General features: G+C 71.1%; 22 protein-coding genes. 12 read left to right on the top strand and 10 right to left on the bottom strand.

What is annotated here, in order from left to right:
- Window positions 1-7: 7 nt before the first annotated feature.
- Window positions 8-661 carry a YecA/YgfB family protein gene (locus Q8X39_RS14030; protein ID WP_305750301.1) on the bottom strand — a complete coding sequence of 218 codons (654 nt, stop codon included), beginning with the start codon at window positions 659-661 and terminating at the stop codon, window positions 8-10.
- A 91-nt stretch (window positions 662-752) separates the two neighbouring features.
- On the opposite strand from Q8X39_RS14030, the gene Q8X39_RS14025 reads away from it, so the two are divergent.
- The 7 genes from Q8X39_RS14025 to Q8X39_RS13995 all read left to right on the top strand — a co-directional run bounded on the left by Q8X39_RS14025 (window position 753) and on the right by Q8X39_RS13995 (window position 11103).
- Window positions 753-1031 carry a YkgJ family cysteine cluster protein gene (locus tag Q8X39_RS14025; protein WP_305750300.1) on the top strand — a complete coding sequence of 93 codons (279 nt, stop codon included), beginning with the start codon at window positions 753-755 and terminating at the stop codon, window positions 1029-1031.
- A 171-nt stretch (window positions 1032-1202) separates the two neighbouring features.
- The gene (locus tag Q8X39_RS14020; protein ID WP_305750299.1) at window positions 1203-1568 is read left to right on the top strand and encodes a ribbon-helix-helix domain-containing protein; all 366 of its coding nucleotides are present in this window, start codon (window positions 1203-1205) and stop codon (window positions 1566-1568) included.
- A gap of 161 nt (window positions 1569-1729) precedes the next feature.
- On the top strand, window positions 1730-3013 hold the full coding sequence (locus Q8X39_RS14015) for a PQQ-dependent sugar dehydrogenase (RefSeq protein ID WP_305750298.1): 1284 nt from the start codon (window positions 1730-1732) through the stop codon (window positions 3011-3013).
- A gap of 20 nt (window positions 3014-3033) precedes the next feature.
- The gene (locus Q8X39_RS14010; protein WP_305750297.1) at window positions 3034-3384 is read left to right on the top strand and encodes a c-type cytochrome; all 351 of its coding nucleotides are present in this window, start codon (window positions 3034-3036) and stop codon (window positions 3382-3384) included.
- Window positions 3385-4059: 675 nt separating this feature from the next.
- Complete coding sequence (gene uvrA / locus Q8X39_RS14005) at window positions 4060-9987, top strand: excinuclease ABC subunit UvrA (RefSeq protein WP_305750296.1); 5928 nt, start codon at window positions 4060-4062, stop codon at window positions 9985-9987.
- Between the two features lie 231 nt (window positions 9988-10218).
- Window positions 10219-10584: a hypothetical protein gene (locus Q8X39_RS14000; RefSeq protein ID WP_305750295.1), complete on the top strand. Its 366-nt coding sequence runs from the start codon at window positions 10219-10221 to the stop codon at window positions 10582-10584.
- 96 nt (window positions 10585-10680) lie between these two features.
- Window positions 10681-11103 (top strand): hypothetical protein, encoded by a 423-nt coding sequence (locus Q8X39_RS13995; protein ID WP_305750294.1) that lies wholly within the window; start codon window positions 10681-10683, stop codon window positions 11101-11103.
- A gap of 21 nt (window positions 11104-11124) precedes the next feature.
- Here the strand turns inward: Q8X39_RS13995 and Q8X39_RS13990 are convergent, their stop codons facing one another.
- Both Q8X39_RS13990 and Q8X39_RS13985 read right to left on the bottom strand, forming a co-directional pair.
- A complete protein-coding gene (locus Q8X39_RS13990) occupies window positions 11125-11853 on the bottom strand; it encodes a pseudouridine synthase (protein WP_305750293.1) in 729 nt (242 codons plus the stop codon).
- Between the two features lie 67 nt (window positions 11854-11920).
- A complete protein-coding gene (locus tag Q8X39_RS13985; protein ID WP_305750292.1) occupies window positions 11921-12190 on the bottom strand; it encodes a DUF2917 domain-containing protein in 270 nt (89 codons plus the stop codon).
- 152 nt (window positions 12191-12342) lie between these two features.
- Here Q8X39_RS13985 and Q8X39_RS13980 point away from each other — a divergent pair, with 152 nt between their 5' ends.
- The gene (locus Q8X39_RS13980; protein WP_305750291.1) at window positions 12343-13797 is read left to right on the top strand and encodes an aminotransferase-like domain-containing protein; all 1455 of its coding nucleotides are present in this window, start codon (window positions 12343-12345) and stop codon (window positions 13795-13797) included.
- Between the two features lie 58 nt (window positions 13798-13855).
- Here Q8X39_RS13980 and Q8X39_RS13975 read toward each other — a convergent pair whose 3' ends face one another.
- From Q8X39_RS13975 to Q8X39_RS13965, 3 genes are all read right to left on the bottom strand, one after another.
- Window positions 13856-14266 (bottom strand): helix-turn-helix domain-containing protein, encoded by a 411-nt coding sequence (locus Q8X39_RS13975; protein ID WP_305750290.1) that lies wholly within the window; start codon window positions 14264-14266, stop codon window positions 13856-13858.
- A complete protein-coding gene (locus Q8X39_RS13970; protein WP_305750289.1) occupies window positions 14263-14547 on the bottom strand; it encodes a type II toxin-antitoxin system HigB family toxin in 285 nt (94 codons plus the stop codon). The genes Q8X39_RS13975 and Q8X39_RS13970 overlap by 4 nt, the downstream gene beginning before the upstream one ends.
- Before the next feature lie 65 nt (window positions 14548-14612).
- A complete protein-coding gene (locus tag Q8X39_RS13965) occupies window positions 14613-15956 on the bottom strand; it encodes a THUMP domain-containing class I SAM-dependent RNA methyltransferase (protein WP_305750288.1) in 1344 nt (447 codons plus the stop codon).
- A gap of 67 nt (window positions 15957-16023) precedes the next feature.
- On the opposite strand from Q8X39_RS13965, the gene Q8X39_RS13960 reads away from it, so the two are divergent.
- Entirely contained in the window at window positions 16024-16992 is a 969-nt protein-coding gene (locus Q8X39_RS13960) for a 2-hydroxyacid dehydrogenase (protein ID WP_305750287.1), read from the top strand.
- A gap of 107 nt (window positions 16993-17099) precedes the next feature.
- Window positions 17100-17756: a YiaD family glycine zipper/OmpA-like lipoprotein gene (locus Q8X39_RS13955; protein ID WP_473964720.1), complete on the top strand. Its 657-nt coding sequence runs from the start codon at window positions 17100-17102 to the stop codon at window positions 17754-17756.
- Window positions 17757-18001: 245 nt separating this feature from the next.
- Here the strand turns inward: Q8X39_RS13955 and Q8X39_RS13950 are convergent, their stop codons facing one another.
- Genes Q8X39_RS13950 through Q8X39_RS13940 form a run of 3 tightly spaced genes read right to left on the bottom strand, consistent with a single transcriptional unit; the run spans window position 18002 to window position 20171 of the window.
- The gene (locus tag Q8X39_RS13950; RefSeq protein ID WP_305750285.1) at window positions 18002-18571 is read right to left on the bottom strand and encodes a DUF3455 domain-containing protein; all 570 of its coding nucleotides are present in this window, start codon (window positions 18569-18571) and stop codon (window positions 18002-18004) included.
- A gap of 59 nt (window positions 18572-18630) precedes the next feature.
- A complete protein-coding gene (locus Q8X39_RS13945; RefSeq protein WP_305750284.1) occupies window positions 18631-18975 on the bottom strand; it encodes a hypothetical protein in 345 nt (114 codons plus the stop codon).
- Window positions 18972-20171: a Bcr/CflA family multidrug efflux MFS transporter gene (locus Q8X39_RS13940; RefSeq protein ID WP_305750283.1), complete on the bottom strand. Its 1200-nt coding sequence runs from the start codon at window positions 20169-20171 to the stop codon at window positions 18972-18974. The genes Q8X39_RS13945 and Q8X39_RS13940 overlap by 4 nt, the downstream gene beginning before the upstream one ends.
- Window positions 20172-20397: 226 nt before the next feature.
- Between Q8X39_RS13940 and Q8X39_RS13935 the strand changes: the two genes are divergently transcribed.
- Window positions 20398-20793 (top strand): hypothetical protein, encoded by a 396-nt coding sequence (locus tag Q8X39_RS13935; RefSeq protein ID WP_305750282.1) that lies wholly within the window; start codon window positions 20398-20400, stop codon window positions 20791-20793.
- Window positions 20790-21173: a hypothetical protein gene (locus tag Q8X39_RS13930; RefSeq protein WP_305750281.1), complete on the top strand. Its 384-nt coding sequence runs from the start codon at window positions 20790-20792 to the stop codon at window positions 21171-21173. The genes Q8X39_RS13935 and Q8X39_RS13930 overlap by 4 nt, the downstream gene beginning before the upstream one ends.
- A gap of 10 nt (window positions 21174-21183) precedes the next feature.
- On the opposite strand, the gene Q8X39_RS13925 is transcribed toward Q8X39_RS13930, so the two are convergent.
- Window positions 21184-23400 carry a malate synthase G gene (locus tag Q8X39_RS13925; protein ID WP_305750280.1) on the bottom strand — a complete coding sequence of 739 codons (2217 nt, stop codon included), beginning with the start codon at window positions 23398-23400 and terminating at the stop codon, window positions 21184-21186.
- Window positions 23401-23416: the final 16 nt, after the last annotated feature.

Here is a 23416-nt window from a genome sequence, read left to right as displayed (position 1 = left end):
ACGCCGGTCAGGCGTCCGCGGCGTCGTCGGCCGGATCGGCCTCGACGGCCGGATCCAGCCGGGTCGGATGCCAGTGGCGCACCAGCGCCTCGATGGCCTCGGGCACCTGGCGGCTCCACTCGTCGCGCTGGGCCGGCGTCGCGACCAGCGCGGCGTCCTCGGGCGGCAGTTCGTCGCCGCCCAGCAGCGTGATCGGGCGCAGTGCCAGCGCAACCTCGGGCAGGTCCCAGTCGTGCTGCCACTGGTCGGCGCAGAGGTCCAGCGCGAGCAGGAAGCCGGCACACCAGACCTGGGCGTCGACCCACTCGTCGGCGCCGGACTCGGCCACGCCGAACCAGGGCTCGAAGCGCGACATGTCGCCGCGCAGCTGTCGGTCGATGCCGGCCATCATGCGCAGCGCCAGCTGGACCACCTTCTTGGTCTGCTTGCCGCTGGGGAAGGGCGGCTCGCTGTCTTCGTCGCCACCCCAGATGCGCGAGATCCAGACATCCGAGGCCGGCAGCTGCGGGCTGACCAGCAGGCCGGTCAGGTAGCCGTCGAGCGATTCGACATCCAGCACGGCATCGCCGTCGATCTTGCCGAGCAGGCTGTCGAGCTGGTCGATCTCGGCATCGCCGAGCGGTTCGTTGGGCAGGGCGGGGTTGTATTGCGGATGCTTCATGGCGGCGGGACGGCTGGCGCGGAGGGCCGTCAGTGTGGCACGCCGTGGTCGGCCTCCGGGGCGGGCGCGCGACGCTGAATATGATCCGGCGATGCCCGCCGACGCCCCGCTCCCGTTTGCCTGCCGGCCGCACTGCGGCGCCTGCTGCACGGCGCCGTCGATCAGCAGCCCGATCCCCGGCATGCCCGGCGGCAAGCCGGCCGGTGTGCCCTGCGTGCAGCTCGACGAGGCGCTGCGCTGCCGGATCTTCGGCCACCCGGACCGCCCGGCGGTCTGCGCCGGCCTGCAGCCCGGACCGGAGATGTGCGGCCCGGACCGCGTCCACGCGATGACCTGGCTGGACCGCCTGGAGCGCGAGACGCGGCCCTGAGCGCCGCCGGCGCGCAGCCTTGTCGCGACGTCCTGTCGCCTGCGTGACCCCTCCACTTGGGATCTTCCCGTGTAAATAGCCACCTATCACCAAGGGGGTCGGGGCTGCGGTGAAACTCCGCCGCAACGTACCCCAGGCTGTTCCAGAACCCGCTCGAGACAGGAGTCCCGCATGTGCGAGTTTTTCGTCAAGGCAGACCCGATCCTCTATGAGCAGCGCACCCGCACGATCCGCATCCATGGCGTGCTGACCAGCATCCGGCTCGAGAACATGGTGTGGGACATCCTGGCGGAAATGGCGGCATCCGAAGACCGGACCACCAACAACCTGATCGCGCAGCTGCATGACGAGATCGTGGCGCACCGGGGCGACGTGCCCAACTTCGCGTCCTTCCTGCGCGTGACCTGCATGCGCTTCATGCGTCGCCAGCTCGACGGCCAGCAGATCGAGCGGCCGCTCCGCGTGGTGACGCCGTCGGTGACACCGCCCGTGACGTTGGCACGGCCGCAGGCGGTGTCGCTCGCTGCCAGCAGCTAGCCCCCGACCCCGCATGGGCCGCCCCGTTTGCGGGCCAGCCCCGAAGACCCGAGATCTCGGCACCTGACGCCTGGGGGCGTCAGGGGGCTGGATGGCTGCTGCGCAAGCGTCGGGCGCGGCAGTCTCCGTGACGACGACGAACAAACCGTGGAGACTCAGACATGAAGCATCGTTCGCTGTTTGCCGTGGGTGGTGTTGCCCTCGCCGCCATGTTGGCGGTGGTTGGCGCGCAAGCCCAGACCATCGAGAAGATGAAGCAGTTCAAGGTCGCGACGACCGACCTGAACCTGCCGACCGTGGCCCAGGAAGGCCGAAACGCGGCGGCGATCCGCAAGAACCTCGAGAAGGTGAAGCTGCCGCCGGGCTTCAAGATCGAGCTGTTCGCGGTCGTGCCCGATGCCCGCCACATGGCCGTCGGCCCCAGCACCAACATGCTCTTCGTCGGCACGCGCAAGACGACGGTCTGGGCGGTCACCGACCGCAACAGCGACGGTGTCGCCGACGAGGTCAAGTCCTTCGCGCCCGGCCTGAACTTCAAGGTGCCCAACGGGGTGTGCTGGACCAAGGACGGCTTCCTGATCGTCGTCGAGCACAACCGCGTGCTGAACTTCCCGGCCGCCGAGTTCTTCTATGAAGGCCCGGACGTCGCGGTGATCGAGGTGGTGCCGCAGGGCCAGCTGGTCCCGACGGAACACGAGAGCTTCAACCACGGCGCGCGCACCTGCCGCGTCAGCGACGACGGCAAGCTGCACATCACGCTCGGCCAGCCCTTCAACGTGCAGCCCAAGGAAAAGATCGCCGAGTTCGAGAAGCTGGGCATCGGCGGCATGATCAAGCTGAACCCCTTCGACGGTTCAGGCCGCGAAGTGGTCGCGCGGGGCGTGCGCAACTCGGTCGGCATGGACATCAACCCGAAGGACAAGACCGTCTGGTTCACCGACAACCAGACCGACGGCATGGGTGACGACATCCCGCCGGGCGAGCTGAACCGCATCACCAAGACCGGTGGCGAGCACTTCGGCTATCCCTACATCCACGGCAACAACACCCAGATCGCCGGCACCGGCGCGGCCCCGGACCTCAAGGGCCTGCAGCCGCCGGCCCAGTGGACCAAGCCGCAGGTCGAGCTGCCCGCCCACCAGGCGCAGCTGGGCATGAGCTTCTACAACGCCAAGCAGTTCCCGGCGAAGTACCAGGGTGGCGTGTTCATCGCGGCCCACGGCTCGTGGAACCGCACCAAGCCGTCCGGCGGCCTGGTGCAGTTCGTGCCCCTCAAGGCCGACGGCACCGCCGGCGCGCTGGAGACCTTCGCCGAAGGCTTCCTCGACGCCGAGACCGGCAGCTACCGCGGCCGGCCGGTCGACGTGGCGGTCTGGAAGGACGGCTCGCTGCTGGTGTCCGACGACTACGCGGGTGCGATCTACCGCATCACCTACGGCAACTGATGGCACGAGGGGACCGCCGCATGACGATGTCGCGTGAAACCTGGGGCCCGGTCGCGGCGGCCCTGTTGTGGGCCGGGCTGTCGGTGGCGAGCGGATCGGCGCTCGCCGCCGATCCCGCCGCCGGTCGGCAGAAAGCCGGCCTGTGCGCGACCTGCCATGGTGCGCTGGGCATGGGCCAGACGCCGGATGCACCGCACCTGGCCGGTCAGCCGGAGATCTACCTGAGCGCCCAGCTCAAGGCCTTCCGCAGTGGCGCGCGCCGCCACGAGGTCATGAACGTGATGGCCAAGCCGCTCAGCGACGCGGACATCGCCGACCTGGCCGCCTGGTATGCCAGCCTGAAGATCGACGTCGTTCGTCCTCCCGAATGAGCCGTCGCAGGGTCGTCCACGGACCCTGATCGTGTGTCGACCTCCCTCCGGCGCCCGTGCCGGAGGGCGTCCCTCGCGGACCCGGTCGACTTGGGGCGACGGCCAGTCGCCCCTTTTCTTGTGCCGCGCCCGTTCTGGTGCGCGGTTCTCCGCACCCCGTTCCTGTCCCGCCTGGAAAGCCCACAGCTCATCCACAGGCCACCTGTGGACAGACGCGTCGGTTTCGCGCTTGTCCACCCCTCATCCCGCCCCGCACACAGGGCATCCACCGGTTTTCCACTGCTGCGACCCCGTCTTCACGGCAGGCCCAGCCACTGTCCACCGGTCGTCCACCGCGCGGGCACAGGTCGTCCACAACTTGGGAAGGACTTGTCCCCAGTCTTGCCCACAGGCGGGGACGGCGGCGGTCGAATCCCTGCACCGGACATCCACAAGCTTGTCCACAGGCTGTCCTCAAAGCTGTTCGCACCGGCTGGGACCGCCGCGCCGCGTCCGGGCATCTCCATCCACAGGCTTGTGCACCGGCTTGTTCACCGACCCAGCGGCCTTGTGCAGGCGTCATCCAGGGCTTGTCCCCAGGCTTGCCCACAGGGCTGGATGCGTCCGGAACGGCGTCAGCAGGCCGGGCGTCGGCTTCCTAGAATGGTCGATTCCCCCTCGTGCAAGCAGCTCCTCATGCCTGGTTCGAATGGCTCTCCCGCTTCCGGCTCCCGCGCCGGCCTGATCCGCATCCGGGGTGCGCGACAGCACAACCTCAAGAACCTGGACCTCGACATCCGCACCGGCGAGCTGACGGTGGTGACCGGCCCGAGCGGCTCGGGCAAGTCCAGCCTGGTGTTCGACACGCTCTATGCCGAGGGCCAGCGGCGCTACGTCGAGACCTTCTCGGCCTACGCCCGCCAGTTCCTCGACCGCATGGACCGCCCGGCGGTCGATTCGGTCGAAGGCGTGCCGCCGGCCATCGCGATCGACCAGACCAACCCGGTGCGCACCAGCCGCAGCACGGTCGGCACGATGACCGAGCTGAACGACCACCTGAAGCTGCTGTTCGGCCGCGCCGCCCACCTGCACGACGCCGAGACCGCGCGGCCGGTGCGCGAGGACGATCCGCAGAGCATCTGGAGCGACCTGCAGGCGCGCGCGGCGGCGGCCGGCGATCCGCGCCTGGTGCTGACCTTCCCGGTCGAGCTGCCGGCCGGCACCACCACCGAGGAGATCACCCAGTGGCTCTCGGCCAGCGGCTACACCCGCATCCAGGCCGAACGCGAGGTCGCCACGCCGACGGGACCGCGCAAGCGGCTCGACGTGGTGGCCGACCGGCTGCGCATGGGCAACGCCGAGAAGGTCCGTGTCGTCGAAGCGATCGAAGCCGCGCTCAAGCGCGGCGGTGGCCGGTTCAACGTCTACGTGCTGCGACATGAGGCAGGCGGGGAGGGCGGCCCGGAAGTTGTCCACAGCCCGCCGGCCGAGCTCGAGATCTGGCGCTACAGCGCGGGCCTGCACTGCCCGGAGAGCGACCGCCGCTACAGCGCGCCGCAGCCGTCGATGTTCTCGTTCAACTCGGCCTACGGCGCCTGCGAGACCTGTCGCGGCTTCGGCCGGGTGATCGGCGTGGACTTCGGCCTGGTCGTCCCCGACGTGCGCAAGACGCTGCGCGGCGGCGCGGTCAAGCCGCTGCAGACGCCGGCCTGGAAGGAATGCCAGGACGACCTGATCAAGTACGCCGGCGATGCCGGCGTGCCGCGCGACACGCCGTGGAACCAGCTGACGGCGGCCCAGCGCGACTGGGTCATCGAGGGCTCGCCGAACTGGAACGGCAAGTGGAACCAGCAGTGGTACGGCATCCGGCGCTTCTTCGAGTACCTCGAGAGCAAGGCCTACAAGATGCACATCCGCGTGCTGCTGTCCAAGTACCGCAGCTACACGCCCTGCGGTGACTGCGGCGGCGCGCGGCTGAAGACCGAATCGCTGCTCTGGCGCATCGGCACGAAGGCCCAGGCCGACGCGGTGCTGCCACCGTCAAAGCGCTTCATGCCCAAGGGCGTGACCTGGCGCCGCGAGCAGCTGGAGGGCTTGCCCGGCCTCGGCCTGCACGACCTGATGATCCTGCCGATCGAGCGCCTGCGCCGCTTTGCCGACGCGGTCGCCGCCGAGCCCCAGCACCTGCCGGGCGAGGGCGCGGCCGACGCCGCGATGCAGCTGGTGCTCGACGAGGTCCGCACCCGCCTGCGCTACCTGTGCGACGTCGGCCTGGGCTACCTGACGCTGGACCGCCAGAGCCGCACGCTGTCCGGCGGCGAGGTCCAGCGCATCAACCTGACGACGGCGCTGGGCACCTCGCTGGTCAACACGCTGTTCGTGCTGGACGAGCCCAGCATCGGCCTGCACCCGCGCGACATGCACCGCATCAACCAGGCGATGCTGAGGCTGCGCGATGCCGGCAACACGCTGGTGGTGGTCGAGCACGACCCGGCGGTGATGCTGGCGGCCGACCGCGTCATCGACCTCGGCCCCGGCCCCGGCACGCAGGGCGGGCGCATCGTCTTCGACGGCACGCCCGAGCAGCTCAAGTCGGCCGAGACGCTGACCGGCGCCTACCTCGGCGCGCGCCGCAGCATCGGCCTGGGCCTGACGCGGCCGGTGCTCGACAGCACGCCGTGCCTGATCCTCGAAGGCGCGCGCGAGCACAACCTGCGCGACCTGACGGTCGAGTTCCCGCTGCAGCGGCTGGTCTGCGTGACCGGCGTCAGCGGCTCGGGCAAGTCCACGCTGATCCAGGACGTGCTCTACCCGGCGCTGGCACGCCACTTCGGCCAGGCCACCGAGACGCCCGGCGAGCACGACCGCCTGCTGGGCGCGGACTGGCTGTCGGACGCGGTCTTCGTCGACCAGAGCCCGATCGGCAAGACCGCGCGCTCCAACCCGGCCAGCTTCGTCGGCGCCTTCGACGCGGTGCGCGAGCTGTTCGCCGCGCTGCCGGCCGCGCAGCAGCGCAACTACACCGCCGGCCTGTTCAGCTTCAACGCCGGCGACGGCCGCTGCGCGACCTGCGGCGGCTCGGGCTTCGAGCACGTCGAGATGCAGTTCCTGAGCGACGTCTACCTGCGCTGCCCGGACTGCGACGGCACCCGTTACCGGCCGGAGATCCGCGAGGTCAAGCTCGCGCGCGGCAGCCGCGAGATGAGCATCTCCGACGTGCTGGAGCTGACCGTCGCCGACGCCGTGCGCCTGTTCGCCGACGACCGCGAGGTGGTGCGCGCGCTGCAGCCGCTGGCCGACGTCGGCCTGGACTACGTCAAGCTCGGCCAGCCGGTGCCGACGCTTTCGGGCGGCGAGGCCCAGCGCCTGAAGCTCGCCGGCTTCCTGGCCGAGGCCGCGCGCAACAGCACCGCGAGCCGCCAGAAGCTGGCCCGCAAGGGCACGCTGTTCCTGTTCGACGAGCCGACCACCGGCCTGCACTTCGACGACATCGCCAAGCTGATGCGGGCCTTCCGCAAGCTGCTCGAAGCCGGCCACAGCCTGCTGGTGATCGAGCACAACCTTGACGTCATCCGCGCCAGCGACTGGCTGATCGACCTCGGCCCCGAAGGCGGCGACGCCGGCGGTCTGCTGGTCGCCGAGGGCACGCCGGCCGACCTGCGCGGCCACGCCACCAGCCACACCGGCCAGGCGCTGCGCGAGTACGAGGAGATGCTGGGCCACGGCGGCGTGCGCGTCGCCGAGAAGGCGGCCACCTACGCCTCGACCGAGGACGCCCAGGATGCCGAGGGCCGTCCGCTGCAGACCCTGCTGAAGGCGCGGCGCGACCAGGCGATCCAGATCGTCAACGCCCGCGAGCACAACCTCAAGGGCATCAGCGTCGACATCCCGCGCGGCAAGTTCAGCGTCGTCACCGGCGTGTCGGGCTCGGGCAAGAGCACGCTGGCCTTCGACATCCTGTTCAACGAGGGCCAACGCCGCTACCTCGAAAGCCTCAACGCCTACGCCCGCAGCATCGTGCAGCCGGCCGGCCGGCCCGACGTCGACGCGGTCTACGGCATCCCGCCGACCGTCGCGATCGAGCAGCGCCTGTCGCGCGGCGGGCGCAAGAGCACGGTCGCCACGACCACCGAGGTCTGGCACTTCCTGCGCCTGCTCTACGTCAAGCTGGGCGTGCAGTACTGCCCGGCCTGCAGCGACTTCCACGTCCTGCCCGACCCGGCCGACAAGACCGGCGAGGCGCCCGAGGCCTGGGTCGCCGTGCAGCCGCAGACGCCCGAATCGATCGCCGCGCAGATGCTGCGCGAGTACCGCGGCCAGCACATCGGCCTGCTCGCGCCGCTGGTGGTCAACCGCAAGGGCGTCTACACCGACCTGGCCAAGTGGGCCAAGGGCAAGGGCTACACCCACCTGCGGGTCGATGGCGAGTTCCTGCCGACCGACGGTTGGGGCACCAAGGGCACCAAGCTGGACCGCTACAAGGAACACACCATCGAGCTGCCGGTCGCCGACCTGGTGGTCGAGCCGGAGAACGAGGCCCTGCTGCGCGCCAAGCTGGCCGAGGCGCTCGAACACGGCAAGGGCGTGCTGCACCTGCTGACGCCGCTCAAGGGCCTGAAGACCGCGATGGCGGCCGGCACCTCCGGGCGCATCGGCCGGGCCAAGGTCTTCTCGATCAAGCGCGCCTGCCCGCAGTGCGGCACCAGCTACCCCGAGCTGGACCCGCGCATGTTCTCGTACAACAGCAAGCACGGCTGGTGCCCCGACTGCGTCGGCACCGGCCTGGCGCTGACGCGCGAGCAGCGCAAGGCGCTCGACGACAGCCTGCAGGACGACGACAACAAGGGCCGCGAGCGCACCTTCGCCGAACCCGAGATCGAGCTGGAGGAGGGCGCCGAAGGCCGGCCCTGCACGACCTGCGCCGGCGCGCGGCTGAACCCGGTCTCGCGCGCGGTGCGCTTCCGCGGCGAGTCGATCGCGGCGCTGGCGGCGCTGTCGGTCAACGACGCGGCGCGCTGGATCACGCGCCAGAAGCTCGACGGCCGCGAGGCCGCGATCGCCCGCGACGTGGTCAGCGAGATCAGGTCGCGCCTGAGCTTCCTCGACGAGGTCGGCCTGGGCTACCTGACGCTGGACCGCGCCGCACCGACGCTGTCCGGCGGCGAGGCCCAGCGCATCCGCCTGGCCGCCCAGCTCGGCAGCAACCTGCAGGGCGTCTGCTACGTGCTGGACGAGCCGACCATCGGCCTGCACCCGCGCGACAACCAGGTCCTGCTGGATGCGCTGCACAAGCTCGGCGCCTCCGGCAACACGCTGGTGGTGGTCGAGCACGACGAGGACACCATCCGGCGGGCCGACCACATCATCGACATCGGCCCGGGCGCCGGCAAGCGCGGCGGCCGCATCATGGCCGAGGGCACGGCCGAGCAGCTCAAGGCCAATCCGGACTCCATCACCGGGCGCTACCTGAACGCGCCGCTGCGTCACCCGCTCAAGCCGCGTCGCCCGATCGATGCCGACACGCCGGTGCTCAAGCTGCGCGGCGCGAAGCTGCACAACCTGCGCAGCGTCGATGCCGAGGTGCCGCTGGCCCGGCTGGTGGCCGTGACCGGCGTGTCCGGCTCCGGCAAGAGCACGCTGGCGCGCGACGTCCTGCTGGCCAACGTGCAGGCGGCGGTCAGCGCCCGCGGCACCGGGCGCAAGGCCGCCGAGGCGCCGTTGCCCAAGGTCGCCTGGACCGGCTGCGACGCCGTCGAGGGCTGGAGCAACGTCGAGCGCGTGCTGGAGGTCGACCAGACCCCGATCGGCAAGACCCCGCGCAGCTGTCCGGCGACCTACATCGGCTTCTGGGACACGATCCGCAAGCTCTACACCGAGACGCTGGAGGCCAAGGCGCGCGGCTACGCCGCCAACCGATTCAGCTTCAACACCGGCAACGGCCGCTGCCCCGGCTGCGAGGGGCAGGGCATGCGGACCATCGAGATGGCCTTCCTGCCCGACGTCAAGGTGCCCTGCGACCTCTGCCACGGCGCGCGCTTCAACCCGGAGACGCTGGCCGTCACCTGGCGCGGCAAGAGCATCGGCGACGTGCTGCAGATGGAGGTCGACGAGGCGGTCGAGTTCTTCGCCAGCATGCCCAGCATCGCCCACCCGCTCAAGCTGCTGCAGGACGTCGGCCTGGGCTACCTGACGCTGGGCCAGCCCTCGCCGACGCTGTCCGGCGGCGAGGCCCAGCGCATCAAGCTGGTGACCGAACTCAGCAAGGTCCGCGACGAGCTGCCGCTGCCGCCCGGGCCGGCCGACGGCCCGACCCCGCGCGCCGCGCCGCGTCGCGGTCCCGGCGCGCCGCACACGCTCTACGTCCTGGACGAACCGACCGTGGGCCTGCACATGGCCGACGTCGAGAAGCTGATCCGGGTGCTGCACCGCCTGGTCGACGCGGGCCACAGCGTGGTGGTGATCGAGCACGACCTCGACGTCATCGCCGAGGCCGACTGGGTCATCGACCTGGGCCCCGAAGGCGGCACCGGCGGCGGCCAGGTCGTGATGGCCGGCTCACCCGAGCAGGTGGTGCGCAGCCGCACGCACACCGGCGCGGCGCTAAAGCCGGTGCTGGCGCGCTGACCGGACGAATCGGGCCTGGCACGCCGTCCGGCCCCCTCCCGCCCCATCCGGCCCCCGTGTTCAGGCGGGGTGCCGGAGGGTCGGATCGCACGTTTCCGGGGTCCGAAACTGGACAAATGTCAATTTCCGAAATCGTTTGCTGCCTACGATGGGTTCAACCCTGACGTGATGCCGGCATCGGTCGGGGCAACCACCCACCCTCCGATCCCCCACTTTTCAGGCAGAAACGACATGACCAATTCCCGCACCATCCAGCCCCTGCGCGACCTGGAAGGCTTCATCGCCGCCGCGATCGTCGACTCCACCAGCGGCATGATGATCGAGGCGACCAGCAACGGCAGCTTCGACATCGAGGCCGCCTCGGCCGCCAACACCCAGGTTGTCCAGGCCAAGCTCAAGGCGATGAAGGCGGTCGGACTCGGCGACCAGGCGATCGAGGACATCCTCATCAGCCTGACCGAGCAGTACCACCTGATCCGCCCGGTGGGCATCAACCGCGAGGTCTTCATCTACCTGTCGATCGACCGCCGCCACGGCAACCTGGCGCTGGCCCGCATGGAGATGAAGAAGCTCGACCAGTCGATCAAGAAGCTCTGATCGCCGTCACGTCTGTCACAGCCTGCAACCCAGCCGCCGAGGCTGGCCCGCAGACTGCGTTCCAGCCCGGCAGTCGTGCGGGATGGAGTGACCGTGATGAGCAGCAGCAAGAACCGGAACGGCGACCGCCAGGGTCGTCTCGACAAGTTGATGGTGGCCTGGGGCGTGCTCGGCACCCTCGGCATGCTGGCGGCCAGCGCCGTGCTGGCCAGCCCGGCGGCGCGGCCCGCTGCGGCCAGCCGCATCGAGCGCATGGCCCGCCCGGCGGTGGCACCGGCCCCGGCGCGGGATGCACGCCTGGAACAGTTCGTCGCCGACGCCCAGGCGCTCTGGCCCGAGCTGTCGCCGGAGGTGCGCGAGATGGTGCTTGAGCTGGTCCGCAGCCGTGGCCAGCAGGTCGACCTGGTTGGCCTGGACCTGGGCGGCGATCCGGACCTGGCGACCACCCTGGCGACGGAAAGAGCCGCGCTCGCCGACGTCGGCAAGCTGCAAGGCCGGCAAGCAATCGTGTCGAACTGACACGTCGCTGCCGGGCGCCGGTCAGCGCGCCGGCTGCACCTCGGTCGGGCTGGCGATCCAGCGCCATTGACCGGGTGCGAGGTCGGCCGGCAGCACGAAGGCGCCGAAGGTGCTGCGGTGCAGGGTCTCGACCCGGTTTTCCACCGCCGCGACCATGCGCTTGACCTGGTGGTACTTGCCTTCGGTCAGCGTCAGGCGCAGCCCGTGCAGCGTGCCGTGCTGCGCATGCTCGAACGGCCCGGTCGCCTCGGCGGCGGCCGCTGCCACCGGCAGCGGGTCGTCATGCAGCACGACGCCATGCAGCAGGTCGGCGATGGCGCGTTCGGTCAGCGGGTGCTTGCAGCCGATCTCGTAGACCTTGGGCAGGTGGTGCTTGGGCGAGGTCCAGCGGTGGATCAGGCCGCCGTCGTCGGTGAACAGCAGCAGGCCGGTGGTGTCCTCGTCCAGCCGGCCGATGCTCTGCACGTCGCGCCGCCGCAGCGGAGCCGGCAACAGGCCGTAGACGCTGGGATGGTGCTTGGGCTTCTGCGAGCACTCGTAGCCGGCCGGCTTGTTCATGACCAGCAGCGCCTTCTCCTGGTAGGTCCAGTCCTGGTCCTCGACGGTGAATGCGAGACCGACCGGGTCGATCTCGTGGAAGGGGTCGTCGATGACGACGCCGCCGATGCGGACCTCGCCCGAGCAGATCAGGCCCTCGCAGGTGCGGCGCGGGCCGAAGCCTTGGGAAAAGAGCAGTTGGGCGAGTTTCACGGGCGTGCGGGGTGGGGCTGTGGAAGCCCGCGATTGTCGGCGCAGCACGGCGCGCGCCGCATGCCGCTCAGGCCAGCCAGCGCCACGCGCTCGCCCCGGCGCCGTCGCCCTGGATGACGCAGCGCCCGGCATGCGACGCGGTCCAGCGCTGGCCGACGGCGATGAAGTGGTCGTCCGGGTCGCCGTCCAGCGTGACCCAGAGCCGCCCGGCGAGCACCGCCAGCGTCGCGCCAGCGGCGATCTCGCGGCGGTGCAGGGCGCCGGGGGCCAGCGACAGGGCTGGACGGGCGGGGGCCGGGGTCGAGACCGGCGAGGGCGACGCGAGGTGGGTGTCCATGGCGGCCATCGTGGCCGCCGTCTGTGCACCCGACCCGCCACAGGCCGTGGTCGTCCGGGTCGGTACAGGTGGCTGGAACGGCGGCCTGTGTCGGTCGGATCGGGTGCCATCTGTACGGGTCTGGCGCAGATCGACCCGCACAGAATCGAGCGATGACCACCGCCACCGACGACCTGAGCCGCTCCACGTCCGACACGCTGTACCTGCAGATCGCCGAGCGCCTGGCGCGTTCGATCCGCTCCGGCACGCTGGCGCGCGGCGCGCGCATCCCGTCGGTGCGCGAGCTGGCGCGCCAGCAGGGCGTCTCGCCGTCGACCGCCGTGCAGGCCTACCGGGCGCTGGAGGACGCGCGGCTGATCGAGGCGCGGCCGCGCTCGGGCTATTTCGTCGCCGCGCGGCCGGCCCGCCTGCCGGAGCCGGAGCCGTCGGCGCCACCGGCGTCCTCGCTGGCGGTCGACGTCAGCTCGCTGGCCGAGCAGGTGCTCAAGCTCGCGATGTCGCCGGACCACATCTCCTTCGGCGCGGTCTGCCCGTCGGCCGACCTGTTCCAGCAGGAGCGCATCCGGCGCGCCGTCAGCCGCGCGGCGCAGCGCCACCGGGCGTCGCTGTGCACCTACCCGGTCGGCCCAGGCCACCTTGACCTGCGCCGTGCCATCGCCCGCCATGCCCTGCGCATGGGCTGCCAGCTGGAGCCGCACCAGCTGGTCGTCACCAACAGCTGCCTGGAGTCGATCAGCCTGTGCCTGCGGGCGGTGACCCGGCCGGGCGACGTGGTCGCGCTGGAGTCGCCGACCCACTTCAGCTTCCTGGAAATCCTCGAAAGCCTGCACCTGCGCGCGCTCGAGATCCCGACCCATCCGCGCACCGGCTTGTCGCTGGACGCGCTGCAGCTCGCCTTCGACACGCAGCCGGTCAAGGCCGTGCTGGCGGTGCCGACCCTGAGCAACCCGCTGGGCTCGAGCATGACGCTGGCCGACCGCCGCCGGCTGGCGCAGATGTGCGGGCAGCAGGGCATCCCGCTGGTCGAGGACGTGATCTACAACGACCTGGCCGAGCAGGAGGACAAGCGCCGCGCGGTCAAGGCCTTCGACAGCAGCGGCCACGTGATGATCTGCGGTTCGTTCTCCAAGACCGTCGCGCCGGGGCTGCGGCTGGGCTGGCTGGAGGCCGGCCGCTGGTCGACCGAGGTGCAGCGCCTGAAGGCGGTCCAGTCGGGCGCCCATACCGAGCTGCTGGAACACGCCATGGCCGACGTGCTGACGCAGCCGGGCCAGGAGTCGGCCTTCCGGCAGATGCGCGCGACCGTCGCCGCCCGCATGGACGCGGCACGCCACCTGATCGCCGAGAGCTTCCCGAAAGGCACGCGCGTGACCGACCCGGCGGGCGGCTTCATCCTGTGGGTCGAGTTGCCGGGCGGGCTGGACTCGATGGTGCTGTCGCAGGCCTGCCTGGAACGGCGCATCTGCATCGCCCCCGGCACCATGTTCAGCGCCACCGACCGCTTCCGCCACTGCATCCGCCTGGGCTTCGGCGGCCGCTGGGACGAGACCCAGCAGGCCGCGCTGCGCGAGGTCGGCGCGATCGCGCGGCGCTTGCTCGGTGGGTGAACACGGGACGTGGTTTCACCGCCCCATGGCGCGCCAGCCGATCCGCAGGAGCGTTGGTTCAGTTCGCGAACACTTCCATGGGCACGCTGAACCGTTTCGCCAGCGCACGGACCTGGCGCAGGTTCAGCATGCGCTTGCCGGACAGTACCTCGCTGACCACGCCCTGGGAGCCGATTTCCGGAAGCTGGGCCTGGGTCAGGCCGTGTTCCTGCATCAGGCTGGCCAGCACCTCGGCCGGCGTGCTCGTGTCGGGCCAGGGATGGTGTCGGGCCTCGTACTCGCGCAGGCGATCGCCCGCCACGCCGATCAGGCCCCACAGCGGATCCTCCTCCTGGCCGCCGGTGGCCTCGACCATGTCGTCCACCTGCGCGAGCAAGGCCAGGTAGGCCGACTCGTCGGCCAGCGGCGCGCCGACGCCGAGCGCCTCGTGAAGTGCCACCCAGTGCGACGAAATGTCTTGAACGTTCATTTCCAGGCTCCTCGGTCGTACTCGGCATGGGTCAGCACAGCCTTGACCCATACCCATCCGGGCTTGAAGGCGATGGCTGCAATCAGGCGGTACTTGTTGCCACCCATGTTGAACACGTAGCGATCGCCTACCTTGTCCACGGTGGCGAACGTGGCGCGGAGCTCGGCGAAGTTGCCGTAGCTCCCGTGCTCGATCAGCCTTCGCCAGGCCTGCAGCGACGTCTCGGCATCGACGTGCAGCCGCGCAAAGTCACGCAGGGCCTTGTTCGAGATGAGCTTCATCGCCACCCAGGAAGCCTACCTCAATTTGAGATTGGGCGGAGCCCTTCGGCGAGTGACGCAAGCCCTCAATCCTGGAGCCCCGCCTCCGCCTCACCCAGCCCGGCCACCGGCTTGCTCTCGCGCATCGAGCCGGAGACCAGGTCGAAGCGGAACAGCCGGCACTCGATCGGGCCGTTCCACATCGGGATGCGGCGGCTTTCCTTCAGGCGCATGGCGCTGGGGAGCTTGGCGTCGGGGCTGAGGACCCAGGCGGTCCAGCCGCCGTACTGGCGCTTCCAGTGCGCCGCCAGGGCCGAGAAGAAGGTGGCGGCGTTGCTGGCGCCCTCGAAGCCTTCACGGGCACCGGCGTCGTCGCGCTGGCCGGGTCGTTCCCAGGCTTCGGTCGACTGCCAGCGGTCGCTGCCGCGTTCCTGGCGACCGCCGGAGCCGCTGCCCTTGGCCTCGATCCGCTCGCCATAGGGCGGGTTCATGATCAGCACGCCTCGCGGTCCGGGCGCCGGGCGCTGCAGCGCGTCGGCGGTCTTGAACTGGATCGCCCGCTCGACGCCGGCCCGCTCGGCGTTGCGGGTGGCGAAGTCGGTCATACGGAAGGAGACGTCGCCGGCGTGGATGGCCACGGCCGGCGCGTGCGCGGCCTCGCGGGCCTCGGCCTTCATCTGCTGCCAGGCCAGCGACTCGGCCCGGAAGGGCGCCAGCTTCTCGAAGGCGTAGCTGCGTTGCAGGCCGGGGGCGATGCCGCAGGCGATCTGGGCCGCCTCGATGGCGATGGTGCCGGCGCCGCAGCAGGGGTCGAGCAGGTCGCCGTCTTCCTCGCGGCCCTGCCAGCCGGCGGCGGCCAGCATCGCGGCGGCCAGGGTCTCCTTCAGCGGCGCCTCGCCCTTGGCCTCGCGCCAGCCGCGCTTGAACAGGGCCTCGCCGCTCAGGTCGATGCTGAGCGCGGCGTGGTCCTCGTGCAGGTGCAGCACCAGGCTCAGGTCGGGATGGCGCGGGTCGACGTCCGGCCGGGCGCCGTGGCTGGCGCGCAGGGCGTCGCAGACGGCGTCCTTGATGCGCAGCGAGGCGAAGTGCAGGCTCTGCAGCGGCGAGCGGATCGCCGTGGTGTCGACGCGGATCGAGTTCTTCGGCGTGATCCAGTCGCCCCAGCGCACGCCCATGGCCAGCGCGTAGAGGTCCTGCTCGTCGCGGTAGGGGCCGGCGGCGATCTGCCACAGCACGCGCTGGGCCAGCCGGCTGTGCAGGTGCAGCCGCATCGCGGTGGCGGCACTGCCGAGCAGGCCGACGCCGCCGCGTCCGGCGTTGATCGTCTCGAGCGCGCGCGGCGCGACGGGGGCCAGGATGGCGCGAACTTCGTCGGCCAGGAGGGCCTCGACGCCGTTGGCGCAAGGCAGGAAGAGGGGGGTCGGATTCACCGCCGGATTGTCGCCGTGAACGGCCGCGCCGGACCGCTTCGGCCGACCGCCTCGGTATGCTGGCGCGATGACCGAGCCGCTGACCGAACCGACCCTCCTCCTGACCGGCCGCTGGGACCGCGGCGAGCGCGACGACTGGCACCGCGCGCTGGCCGAGCGGCTGCCCGAGGCACGCTGGGTGCTGGACGCGCCGGCGACGCCCGAGGAGGCCGGCCGCATCGACGTCGCCATCGTCGCCAACCCGGCACCGGCGGTGCTGCGCGGCCTGCCCCGGCTGCGGCTGGTGCAGTCGCTCTGGGCCGGGGTGGAGAAGCTGCTGGCCGACGACAGCGTGCCGGCCGGACTGCCGATCGCCCGCATGGTCGATCCGGCCATGAACGCCGCGATGGCCGAGACCGCGCTGTGGGCCGTGCTGATGCTGCACCGTGGTTTTCACCGCTACGCGCAGGCGCAGCGCGAGGGCCTCTGGGCGCCGCACCCGCAGCGCCGTGCCGACGAGGTCCGCGTGGCCGTGCTGGGCCTGGGCCAGATGGGCCGCACCGCCGCGCTGCGGCTGCGTGCGCAGGGCTACGACGTGACCGGCTGGGGCGCCACGCCGCGTCTGGCCGATCCGGACGGGCTGGCCTGCACGAGCGGGCCACAGGCGCTCGGGCCGTTGCTCGCGCGCAGCGAGATCGTCGTCAACCTGCTGCCGCTGACGCCCGCCACGCGCGGGCTGATCGATGCACGTTTCCTGGCCGCCCTGCCGCGCGGCGCGGCGGTGGTGAACCTGGCACGCGGCGCCCACCTGGTCGAGGCCGACCTGCTGGCCGCGCTGGCCAGCGGTCAACTCGGGCATGCGGTGCTGGACGTGTTCGCGACCGAGCCACTGCCGGCTGGCCATGCCTTCTGGTCGCACCCGGGCGTGACCCTGCTGCCGCATGCGGCAGCCATGACCGACCTGCGCAGCGCCGCCGACGTCGCGGTGGCCAATGTGCGCGCCGCGCTGGCGGGTCAGCCGGTGCGTCACCGGGTCGACCGGGCGCGCGGCTATTGACAGCTTGTGACAAGGGGTGAACGCAGCGGCGACAGAATCGCGCCGCGCCACCGGGCCGATGTCTGCCCGGCGACTGACACAGGAGAGACCCGATGACCGATACCCGCATGACCCGTTCGAACACCCGCCAGCTGACCGTCGTCGCGCTGGCTTCCAGCGCCCTGCTGCTGGGCGCCTGCGCCAACATGAGCGAGACCCAGAAGGGCACGGCCGCCGGCGCGGCCATCGGTGCCGTGGGAGGGGCGCTGATCGCCAAGGGCACCGGCGGCAAGGCCGGCACGGGGGCAGTGGTCGGTGGCGCCGTCGGCGCGGTGGCCGGCAACCTCTGGTCCAAGCGCATGGAAGACAAGCGCCAGGCGATGGAAGCCGCCACCCGCGGCACCGGCATCGACGTGGCCCGCACGACCGACAACCAGCTCAAGGTGAACATCCCGGCCGACTTCAGCTTCGACGTCGGCCGCGCCGCGATCAAGCCGGTGATGGTGCCGGTGCTGGACAAGCTGGCCCAGGGCCTGGACGCCGACATGCAGATGCACGTCATCGGCCACACCGACGACACCGGCAGCGACGCGGTCAACAACCCGCTGTCGCTGGACCGTGCCGAAGCGGTGCGCGACTACCTGGCCCGCCACGGCGTGCCGGCCAGCCGCATCCAGGTCGAAGGCCGCGGCGAACGCGAGCCGGTCGCGACGAACACCACGCCGGCCGGTCGGGCGATGAACCGGCGCGTGGAGATCTACCTGCGCGAGCCGCAGAAGGGCTGATCGACGCCCGCCGAAGGCCGCACGGGACAAGGGGCCGGACCGGCGGCCCCATGGAGGGGCGAACGCGTTCCCGGGCCGAGCGCCGGGCCGCCCCAAGCCGGCCCGACATCCCCCTGGGGGATCGACCGGCGTACCCGCCGGGCGAGGGGCGAACGCATTCCCGGGCCGAGCGCCGGGCCGCCCCAAGCCGGCCCGGATCCCCCTGGGGGATCGACCGGCGTACCCGCCGGTCGAGGGGCTTCATGTCACATCTTCTTGGCAGCCCAGAAGATGTAGTCCGCCTGGTACTTGACGACTTCCTTCTTGCCGACCGCGCCCGCGTCGCAGGTGCTGGCCGGTGCGACGCCGCCCATCGTGGCGACGCGCTGGATGTGGCTGATGCCCTGCATCGCGCCCATGCCGGTGGCCGGGTTGGCCTGGACCAGCTGCAGCGGGATGCTGCCGGCGCTGGCCGGGGCGACGGCGAGCTGCTTGCCGGTGACGGCCGAACCATCGTTCGCCTTCCAGGTCGCGGGCGGGCCGAAGTAGCTGCCGATCGCCTTGCCGCTGCGGTCCTTGAGCACCGCCATCGGGCCGACGAAGACCCACTCGTGGCCGCTCTTGTCGGCCTTGGCCTTGCATTCGTAGGTGATGTCGCCTGCACCGACGGTCTCCAGCACGACCTGGTGGCCGGCGGGGACCTGCACGGCGGCCGGCAGGGTGGACTGGTCAAACGGCTTCATCGCCATCTTGTCGGCCATCGGCTTTATCGAGCCGCAGGCACTGAGGACCAGCGTGGCGGTGGCGGCGGCGATCAGGGTGAGCTTGCGTTGCATGTTGCGTTCCGGGTGAGGTTGGGGGTCGGACGGTCCCGTGACCGCCTCGCCTCCACCCTTTACGCAGGCCGCTGCGGATCGGATGCATCCGGCGGCGGCGCAACCTCGTCCCAGTCCCAGCCCAGCAGCTCGGCCAGCCGGCGCAGCACCCAGCCGGCCTCGGCGGCGTCGACCTGGCTGGCCGGATCGGCCAGGCCGGCGCCGATCCGGGCGATGACCTGGTCCTGCGCCACGCCCAGGTCGTGGTGGACCTGCTGGGCCCGCTCGACCAGCTGCTGGGCCATGTCCTCGCACCACTCGTAGCGCTGGCGCAGCTCGGCCAGGGGGATGCGCAGGCGCGATCGCGCATCGACATGCAGCGCGGTGAAGGAGGGCGGGACCTCGATCTGGCAGTCGTCGCTCATGGCGTGACGGGCGCGGCATCGCGCCGGCCCAGCGTGCCCCAGGTCAGCGCGGCGGCGGTGACGGCGCAGCCGGCGATGCCGCAGACCATCGGCCAGGCGGTGCCGTCGACGAACACCGAGACCGTGCCCATCACCGCCGCGCCCACCACGAACTGCAGGGTGCCCTGCAGCGCCGAGGCCGTGCCGGCGACCGCGCCGTGGTTCTCCAGCGCCAGCACCGCCGTGGTCGGCACGACCAGGCCCAGGCAGCCCAGGCTGAAGAAGACCAGCACCAGCAGCAGCGGCAGCGAGCCGAAACCGGCCGCGAAGCTCAGCCACAGCAGCACGGCCATGCTGCAGTAGCCGATCACGCCCAGCCGCACGACGGCCGGCAGGCCGTGGCGCGCCACCAGGCGGCCGTTGAACTGCGCAAGGCCGATGAAGGCCGCCGCGTTGATCGAGAAGCAGAAGCTGTACTGCGTCGGGCTCAGGCCGTAGTGCTCGATCAGCACGTAGGGCGAACTGCCCAGGTAGGCGAAGAAGCCCGACATGCCGAAGGCGCCGATGAAGGTCAGCCCGAGGAAGTGGCGGTCGCGCAGCAGCATCAGGTAGGCCGGCAGGGTGCCGCTCAGGCGCGTGCCGGCGCGGGCGGCGGCGGGGCGGCTTTCCTCCAGCCACATCGCCATCATCACGATGGCGGCCAGCGCGAACAGCGTGACGGCCCAGAAGATGCCGCGCCAGCCGACCGCCGCGATGGTCAGGCTGCCGGCCAGCGGCGCGAGGATGGGCGAGACGCTGAAGACCAGCATCAGCAGGGAGCTGAGCCGGGTCGCCTCGACGCCGGTGTGCAGGTCGCGCACGATGGCGCGCGGCACGACCGCGCCGGCGCAGGCGCCCAGGCCTTCGAGGAAGCGGAAGCCGATCAGCTGGTTCACGTCGGTCGCCAGCGCGCAGCCGATGCTGCCGATCACGAACAGCGCCAGGCCCAGGTAGAGCGGCGGCTTGCGGCCGTAGCGGTCCGACATCGGGCCGTAGATCAGCTGGCACACGCCCATCGCCAGGAAGAACACCGTCAGGCTGTTCTGCACCGCATGCGGCTCGGCCTGCAGCGCGCGGCCGATCTCCGGCAGCGCCGGCAGGTACATGTCGATCGCGAACGGGCCGATGGCCGAGAGCAGCCCCAGGATCAGGGCATGGTGGAACAGGGAGCGGTTCATCGGCGGTGGCGCGCAAGGCGACGTCTGACGGGCAAGGGCGGGATGCTATCGACTCGGAATGTCGGGTCGGCCGGTGCGGGTTTCCACGGATGGGGCTGCGGCTTGCGCCCGGTCAAGGCCGGGTGCGTCGTCCGGGCAGAACATGGCTTCGACGCCTGGGGCACGCCAACCACCGGCAACCCGCCGACCCGGCCCCGGACGCGCGGAAAGAGCAGGAGAACCCTCGATGACGATGTTCCACGCCGTGGTGCTGATCGATCACCACCAGGCCCAGGTGCTGCAGTTCGACGCCGAGCATGTCCAGGCCGAGAAGGTCAAGGCCCGCACCCACCACACCAAGCAGCACGGCAGCGCGGTGCGCACCGAACACGAGTTCTACGCCGTCGTCTGCGACGCGCTGGCCGGCATCGCCGAGGTGCTGGTCACCGGCTCGCACACCGCGCTGACGGACTTCCGCCACTACGTCGAGAAGCACCGCCCGGCGCTGGTGCCGCAGGTGGTCGGCTACGAGCTGGTCGATCACCCGAGTGACCGGCAACTGGTGGCGTTGGCGAAGCAGTACTTCCTGAAGTACGACCAGATGAATGGAGGCCGGACGGCAGCGCCAGAATCGAGCCGATGACTTCCCTGACCTTGCTCGACTTCGAGACCAGCGACGACGGCGAAGGCCATTGCACGCTGGATGCGATGGCCTCCGTCCGGCCGGATCACCTGCCGGCCCTGCAGGCCGAGGTGGTGCAGGTGCTGGCCTGGCTGCACCGCCGTTTCCCGGACGGCCCCGGCCCGCTCGACGAGGGTGCGCCCTGGGACGCCGACCTGCGCGCCAGCACCGAGCGCAGCACCCGCGAGCAGGTCCGCTACGACCCGTCGGCCGGCCGCCTCGTGTCCGAGCCGGCCGGCGGTGGCGAGACCGTGCGCCACACCCTCACCCTGTCGATCGCCGCGACCGAGGCGGTCGCGCGGGCGCTGGGCGAGGCGTTCAGCTGGGGTGGCGAGGGCTGAGCCGCCCCGCTCAGGCCCCCGCCTTCACCTTCAGCCGCCACGCATGCAGCAGCGGCTCGGTGTAGCCGCTGGGCTGTTCCTTGCCCTTGAAGACGAGGTCCAGCGCGGCCTGGTAGGCGGCGCCCTGCGGGTTCGCGACCAGGCTCTTGTAGGACGGGTCGCCGGCGTTCTGCTGGTCGACCTTGGCGGCCATGCGGGCGAAGGTCTCGCGCACCTGGGCCTCGGTCACGACGCCGTGGTGCAGCCAGTTGCAGATGTGCTGGCTGCTGATGCGCAGCGTGGCGCGGTCTTCCATCAGGCCGACGTCGTTGATGTCGGGCACCTTGGAGCAGCCCACGCCCTGGTCGACCCAGCGCACGACGTAGCCGAGGATGCCCTGCACGTTGTTGTCGATCTCCTGCTGGCGCTCGGCGGCGCTCCAGGTGGCCTGGGCGACCACGGGGATGGTCAGCAGGTCGGTCAGCAGCTTCTCGGTGATGGCCGGATCGGTGGCGTCGCCGCTGGCCTCGATCTGCTGCTGGACAGCGGCCACGCTGACCTGGTGGTAGTGCAGCGCGTGCAGCGTCGCCGCGGTCGGGCTCGGGACCCAGGCGGTGTTGGCGCCGGCCTTGGGGTGGCCGATCTTCTGGTCGAGCATGGCGGCCATCAGGTCGGGCATGGCCCACATGCCCTTGCCGATCTGGGCCCGGCCGCGCAGGCCGCAGCTCAGGCCGATCAGCACGTTGCGGCGCTCGTAGGCGGCGATCCAGGCGCTGCCCTTGATGTCGCCCTTGCGCATCATCGGGCCGGCCAGCATGGCGGTGTGCATCTCGTCGCCGGTGCGGTCCAGGAAGCCGGTGTTGATGAAGGCCACGCGCGACGAGGCGGCGGCGATGCAGGCCTTGAGGTTGACGCTGGTGCGGCGCTCCTCGTCCATGATGCCCAGCTTGACGGTGCTGTCGGGCAGGCCCAGCAGCTGCTCGACGCGGCCGAACAGCTCGGCCGCGAACGCGACCTCGGCCGGGCCGTGCATCTTCGGCTTGACGATGTAGACGCTGCCGGTGCGCGAGTTGCGCAGGCCGTTCTGGCCACGACCCTGCAGGTCATGCAGCGCGATGGTGGTGGTGACGACGGCGTCCAGGATCCCTTCCGGGATCTCGCGGTCACCGTCGCCATTCGCGGCGCCCCACAGGATGGCCGGGTTGGTCATCAGGTGGCCGACGTTGCGCACGAACATGAGCGAGCGGCCATGCAGGCGCACCTCGCCGCTGCCGGACGGCGCGGTGTAGACGCGGTCGGCGTTGAGGCGGCGGGTGAAGGTCTTGCCACCCTTGCTGACCTCCTCGGTCAGCGTGCCCAGCTGGATGCCCAGCCAGTTGCGGTAGGCCAGCACCTTGTCCTCGGCGTCGACGGCGGCGACCGAGTCTTCCAGGTCGAGGATGGTCGACAGCGCCGACTCGACGATCACGTCGCTGATGCCGGCCGCGTCGCTGGCGCCGATGGTCGTGCTGCGGTCGATCTGCACGTCCAGGTGCAGGCCGTGGTGGGCCAGCAGGATCGAGCGCGGTGCGGCGGCCTCGCCGGTGTAGCCGGCAAAGGCGGCGGCGTCCTTCAGGCCGGTCGTGGCGCCGCCCTGGAGCGTGACCACCAGCGCGCCGCCGGCGACCACATAGCCGGTGGCGTCGGCATGGCTGCCGCTGGCCAGCGGGGCGGCCTGGTCGAGCACGCGGCGGGCATAGGCGATGACCTGGGCACCGCGCACCGGGTTGTAGCCACCGGAGCGCTCGGCGCCGCCGGTCTCGGGGATGGCGTCGGTGCCGTAGAGCGCGTCGTACAGCGAGCCCCAGCGCGCGTTGGCGGCGTTCAGCGCGTAGCGGGCGTTCAGGATCGGCACGACCAGCTGCGGGCCGGCCTGGGTGGCGAGTTCGGCGTCGACGTGGGCGGTGGTCGTCTGTACCGTCTCGGGCACCGGCACCAGGTAGCCGATCTGGCTCAGGAAGGCGCGGTAGGTGGCCATGTCGGCGATCGGGCCGGGGTGGGCGCGGTGCCAGCCGTCCATCTCGGTCTGGATGCGGTCACGCTCGGCCAGCAGCGCGGCATTGCGCGGGGCGAGGTCGCGCACGATGGCGTCGAAGCCGGCCCAGAAGCTGGCGCTGGCGACGCCGGTGCCGGGCAGCACCTCGTCCTCGATGAAGCGGAACAGCTCGGTGGCGACCTTCAGGCCGTGGATGGAGGTGCGTGCGGTCATGGCGGTGTCCTTCGGG

The organism is Leptothrix discophora, from assembly GCF_030705305.1.
In the GTDB taxonomy this organism is placed as follows: domain Bacteria; phylum Pseudomonadota; class Gammaproteobacteria; order Burkholderiales; family Burkholderiaceae_C; genus Sphaerotilus; species Sphaerotilus discophorus.
Note: the sequence above shows the minus strand (reverse complement) of the source record. Positions and strands in the feature narration are given on the sequence as shown.

What these genes read in the sequence shown, in the direction of transcription:
- Q8X39_RS14030 (WP_305750301.1), bottom strand. Translation starts at nt 661, where the DNA reads ATGAAGCATCCGCAATACAACCCCGCCCTGCCCAACGAACCGCTCGGC.
- Q8X39_RS14025 (WP_305750300.1), top strand. Translation starts at nt 753, where the DNA reads ATGCCCGCCGACGCCCCGCTCCCGTTTGCCTGCCGGCCGCACTGCGGC.
- Q8X39_RS14020 (WP_305750299.1), top strand. Translation starts at nt 1,203, where the DNA reads ATGTGCGAGTTTTTCGTCAAGGCAGACCCGATCCTCTATGAGCAGCGC.
- Q8X39_RS14015 (WP_305750298.1), top strand. Translation starts at nt 1,730, where the DNA reads ATGAAGCATCGTTCGCTGTTTGCCGTGGGTGGTGTTGCCCTCGCCGCC.
- Q8X39_RS14010 (WP_305750297.1), top strand. Translation starts at nt 3,034, where the DNA reads ATGACGATGTCGCGTGAAACCTGGGGCCCGGTCGCGGCGGCCCTGTTG.
- uvrA (WP_305750296.1), top strand. Translation starts at nt 4,060, where the DNA reads ATGCCTGGTTCGAATGGCTCTCCCGCTTCCGGCTCCCGCGCCGGCCTG.
- Q8X39_RS14000 (WP_305750295.1), top strand. Translation starts at nt 10,219, where the DNA reads ATGACCAATTCCCGCACCATCCAGCCCCTGCGCGACCTGGAAGGCTTC.
- Q8X39_RS13995 (WP_305750294.1), top strand. Translation starts at nt 10,681, where the DNA reads ATGAGCAGCAGCAAGAACCGGAACGGCGACCGCCAGGGTCGTCTCGAC.
- Q8X39_RS13985 (WP_305750292.1), bottom strand. Translation starts at nt 12,190, where the DNA reads ATGGACACCCACCTCGCGTCGCCCTCGCCGGTCTCGACCCCGGCCCCC.
- Q8X39_RS13980 (WP_305750291.1), top strand. Translation starts at nt 12,343, where the DNA reads ATGACCACCGCCACCGACGACCTGAGCCGCTCCACGTCCGACACGCTG.
- Q8X39_RS13975 (WP_305750290.1), bottom strand. Translation starts at nt 14,266, where the DNA reads ATGAACGTTCAAGACATTTCGTCGCACTGGGTGGCACTTCACGAGGCG.
- Q8X39_RS13970 (WP_305750289.1), bottom strand. Translation starts at nt 14,547, where the DNA reads ATGAAGCTCATCTCGAACAAGGCCCTGCGTGACTTTGCGCGGCTGCAC.
- Q8X39_RS13960 (WP_305750287.1), top strand. Translation starts at nt 16,024, where the DNA reads ATGACCGAGCCGCTGACCGAACCGACCCTCCTCCTGACCGGCCGCTGG.
- Q8X39_RS13955 (WP_473964720.1), top strand. Translation starts at nt 17,100, where the DNA reads ATGACCCGTTCGAACACCCGCCAGCTGACCGTCGTCGCGCTGGCTTCC.
- Q8X39_RS13950 (WP_305750285.1), bottom strand. Translation starts at nt 18,571, where the DNA reads ATGCAACGCAAGCTCACCCTGATCGCCGCCGCCACCGCCACGCTGGTC.
- Q8X39_RS13945 (WP_305750284.1), bottom strand. Translation starts at nt 18,975, where the DNA reads ATGAGCGACGACTGCCAGATCGAGGTCCCGCCCTCCTTCACCGCGCTG.
- Q8X39_RS13940 (WP_305750283.1), bottom strand. Translation starts at nt 20,171, where the DNA reads ATGAACCGCTCCCTGTTCCACCATGCCCTGATCCTGGGGCTGCTCTCG.
- Q8X39_RS13935 (WP_305750282.1), top strand. Translation starts at nt 20,398, where the DNA reads ATGACGATGTTCCACGCCGTGGTGCTGATCGATCACCACCAGGCCCAG.
- Q8X39_RS13930 (WP_305750281.1), top strand. Translation starts at nt 20,790, where the DNA reads ATGACTTCCCTGACCTTGCTCGACTTCGAGACCAGCGACGACGGCGAA.
- Q8X39_RS13925 (WP_305750280.1), bottom strand. Translation starts at nt 23,400, where the DNA reads ATGACCGCACGCACCTCCATCCACGGCCTGAAGGTCGCCACCGAGCTG.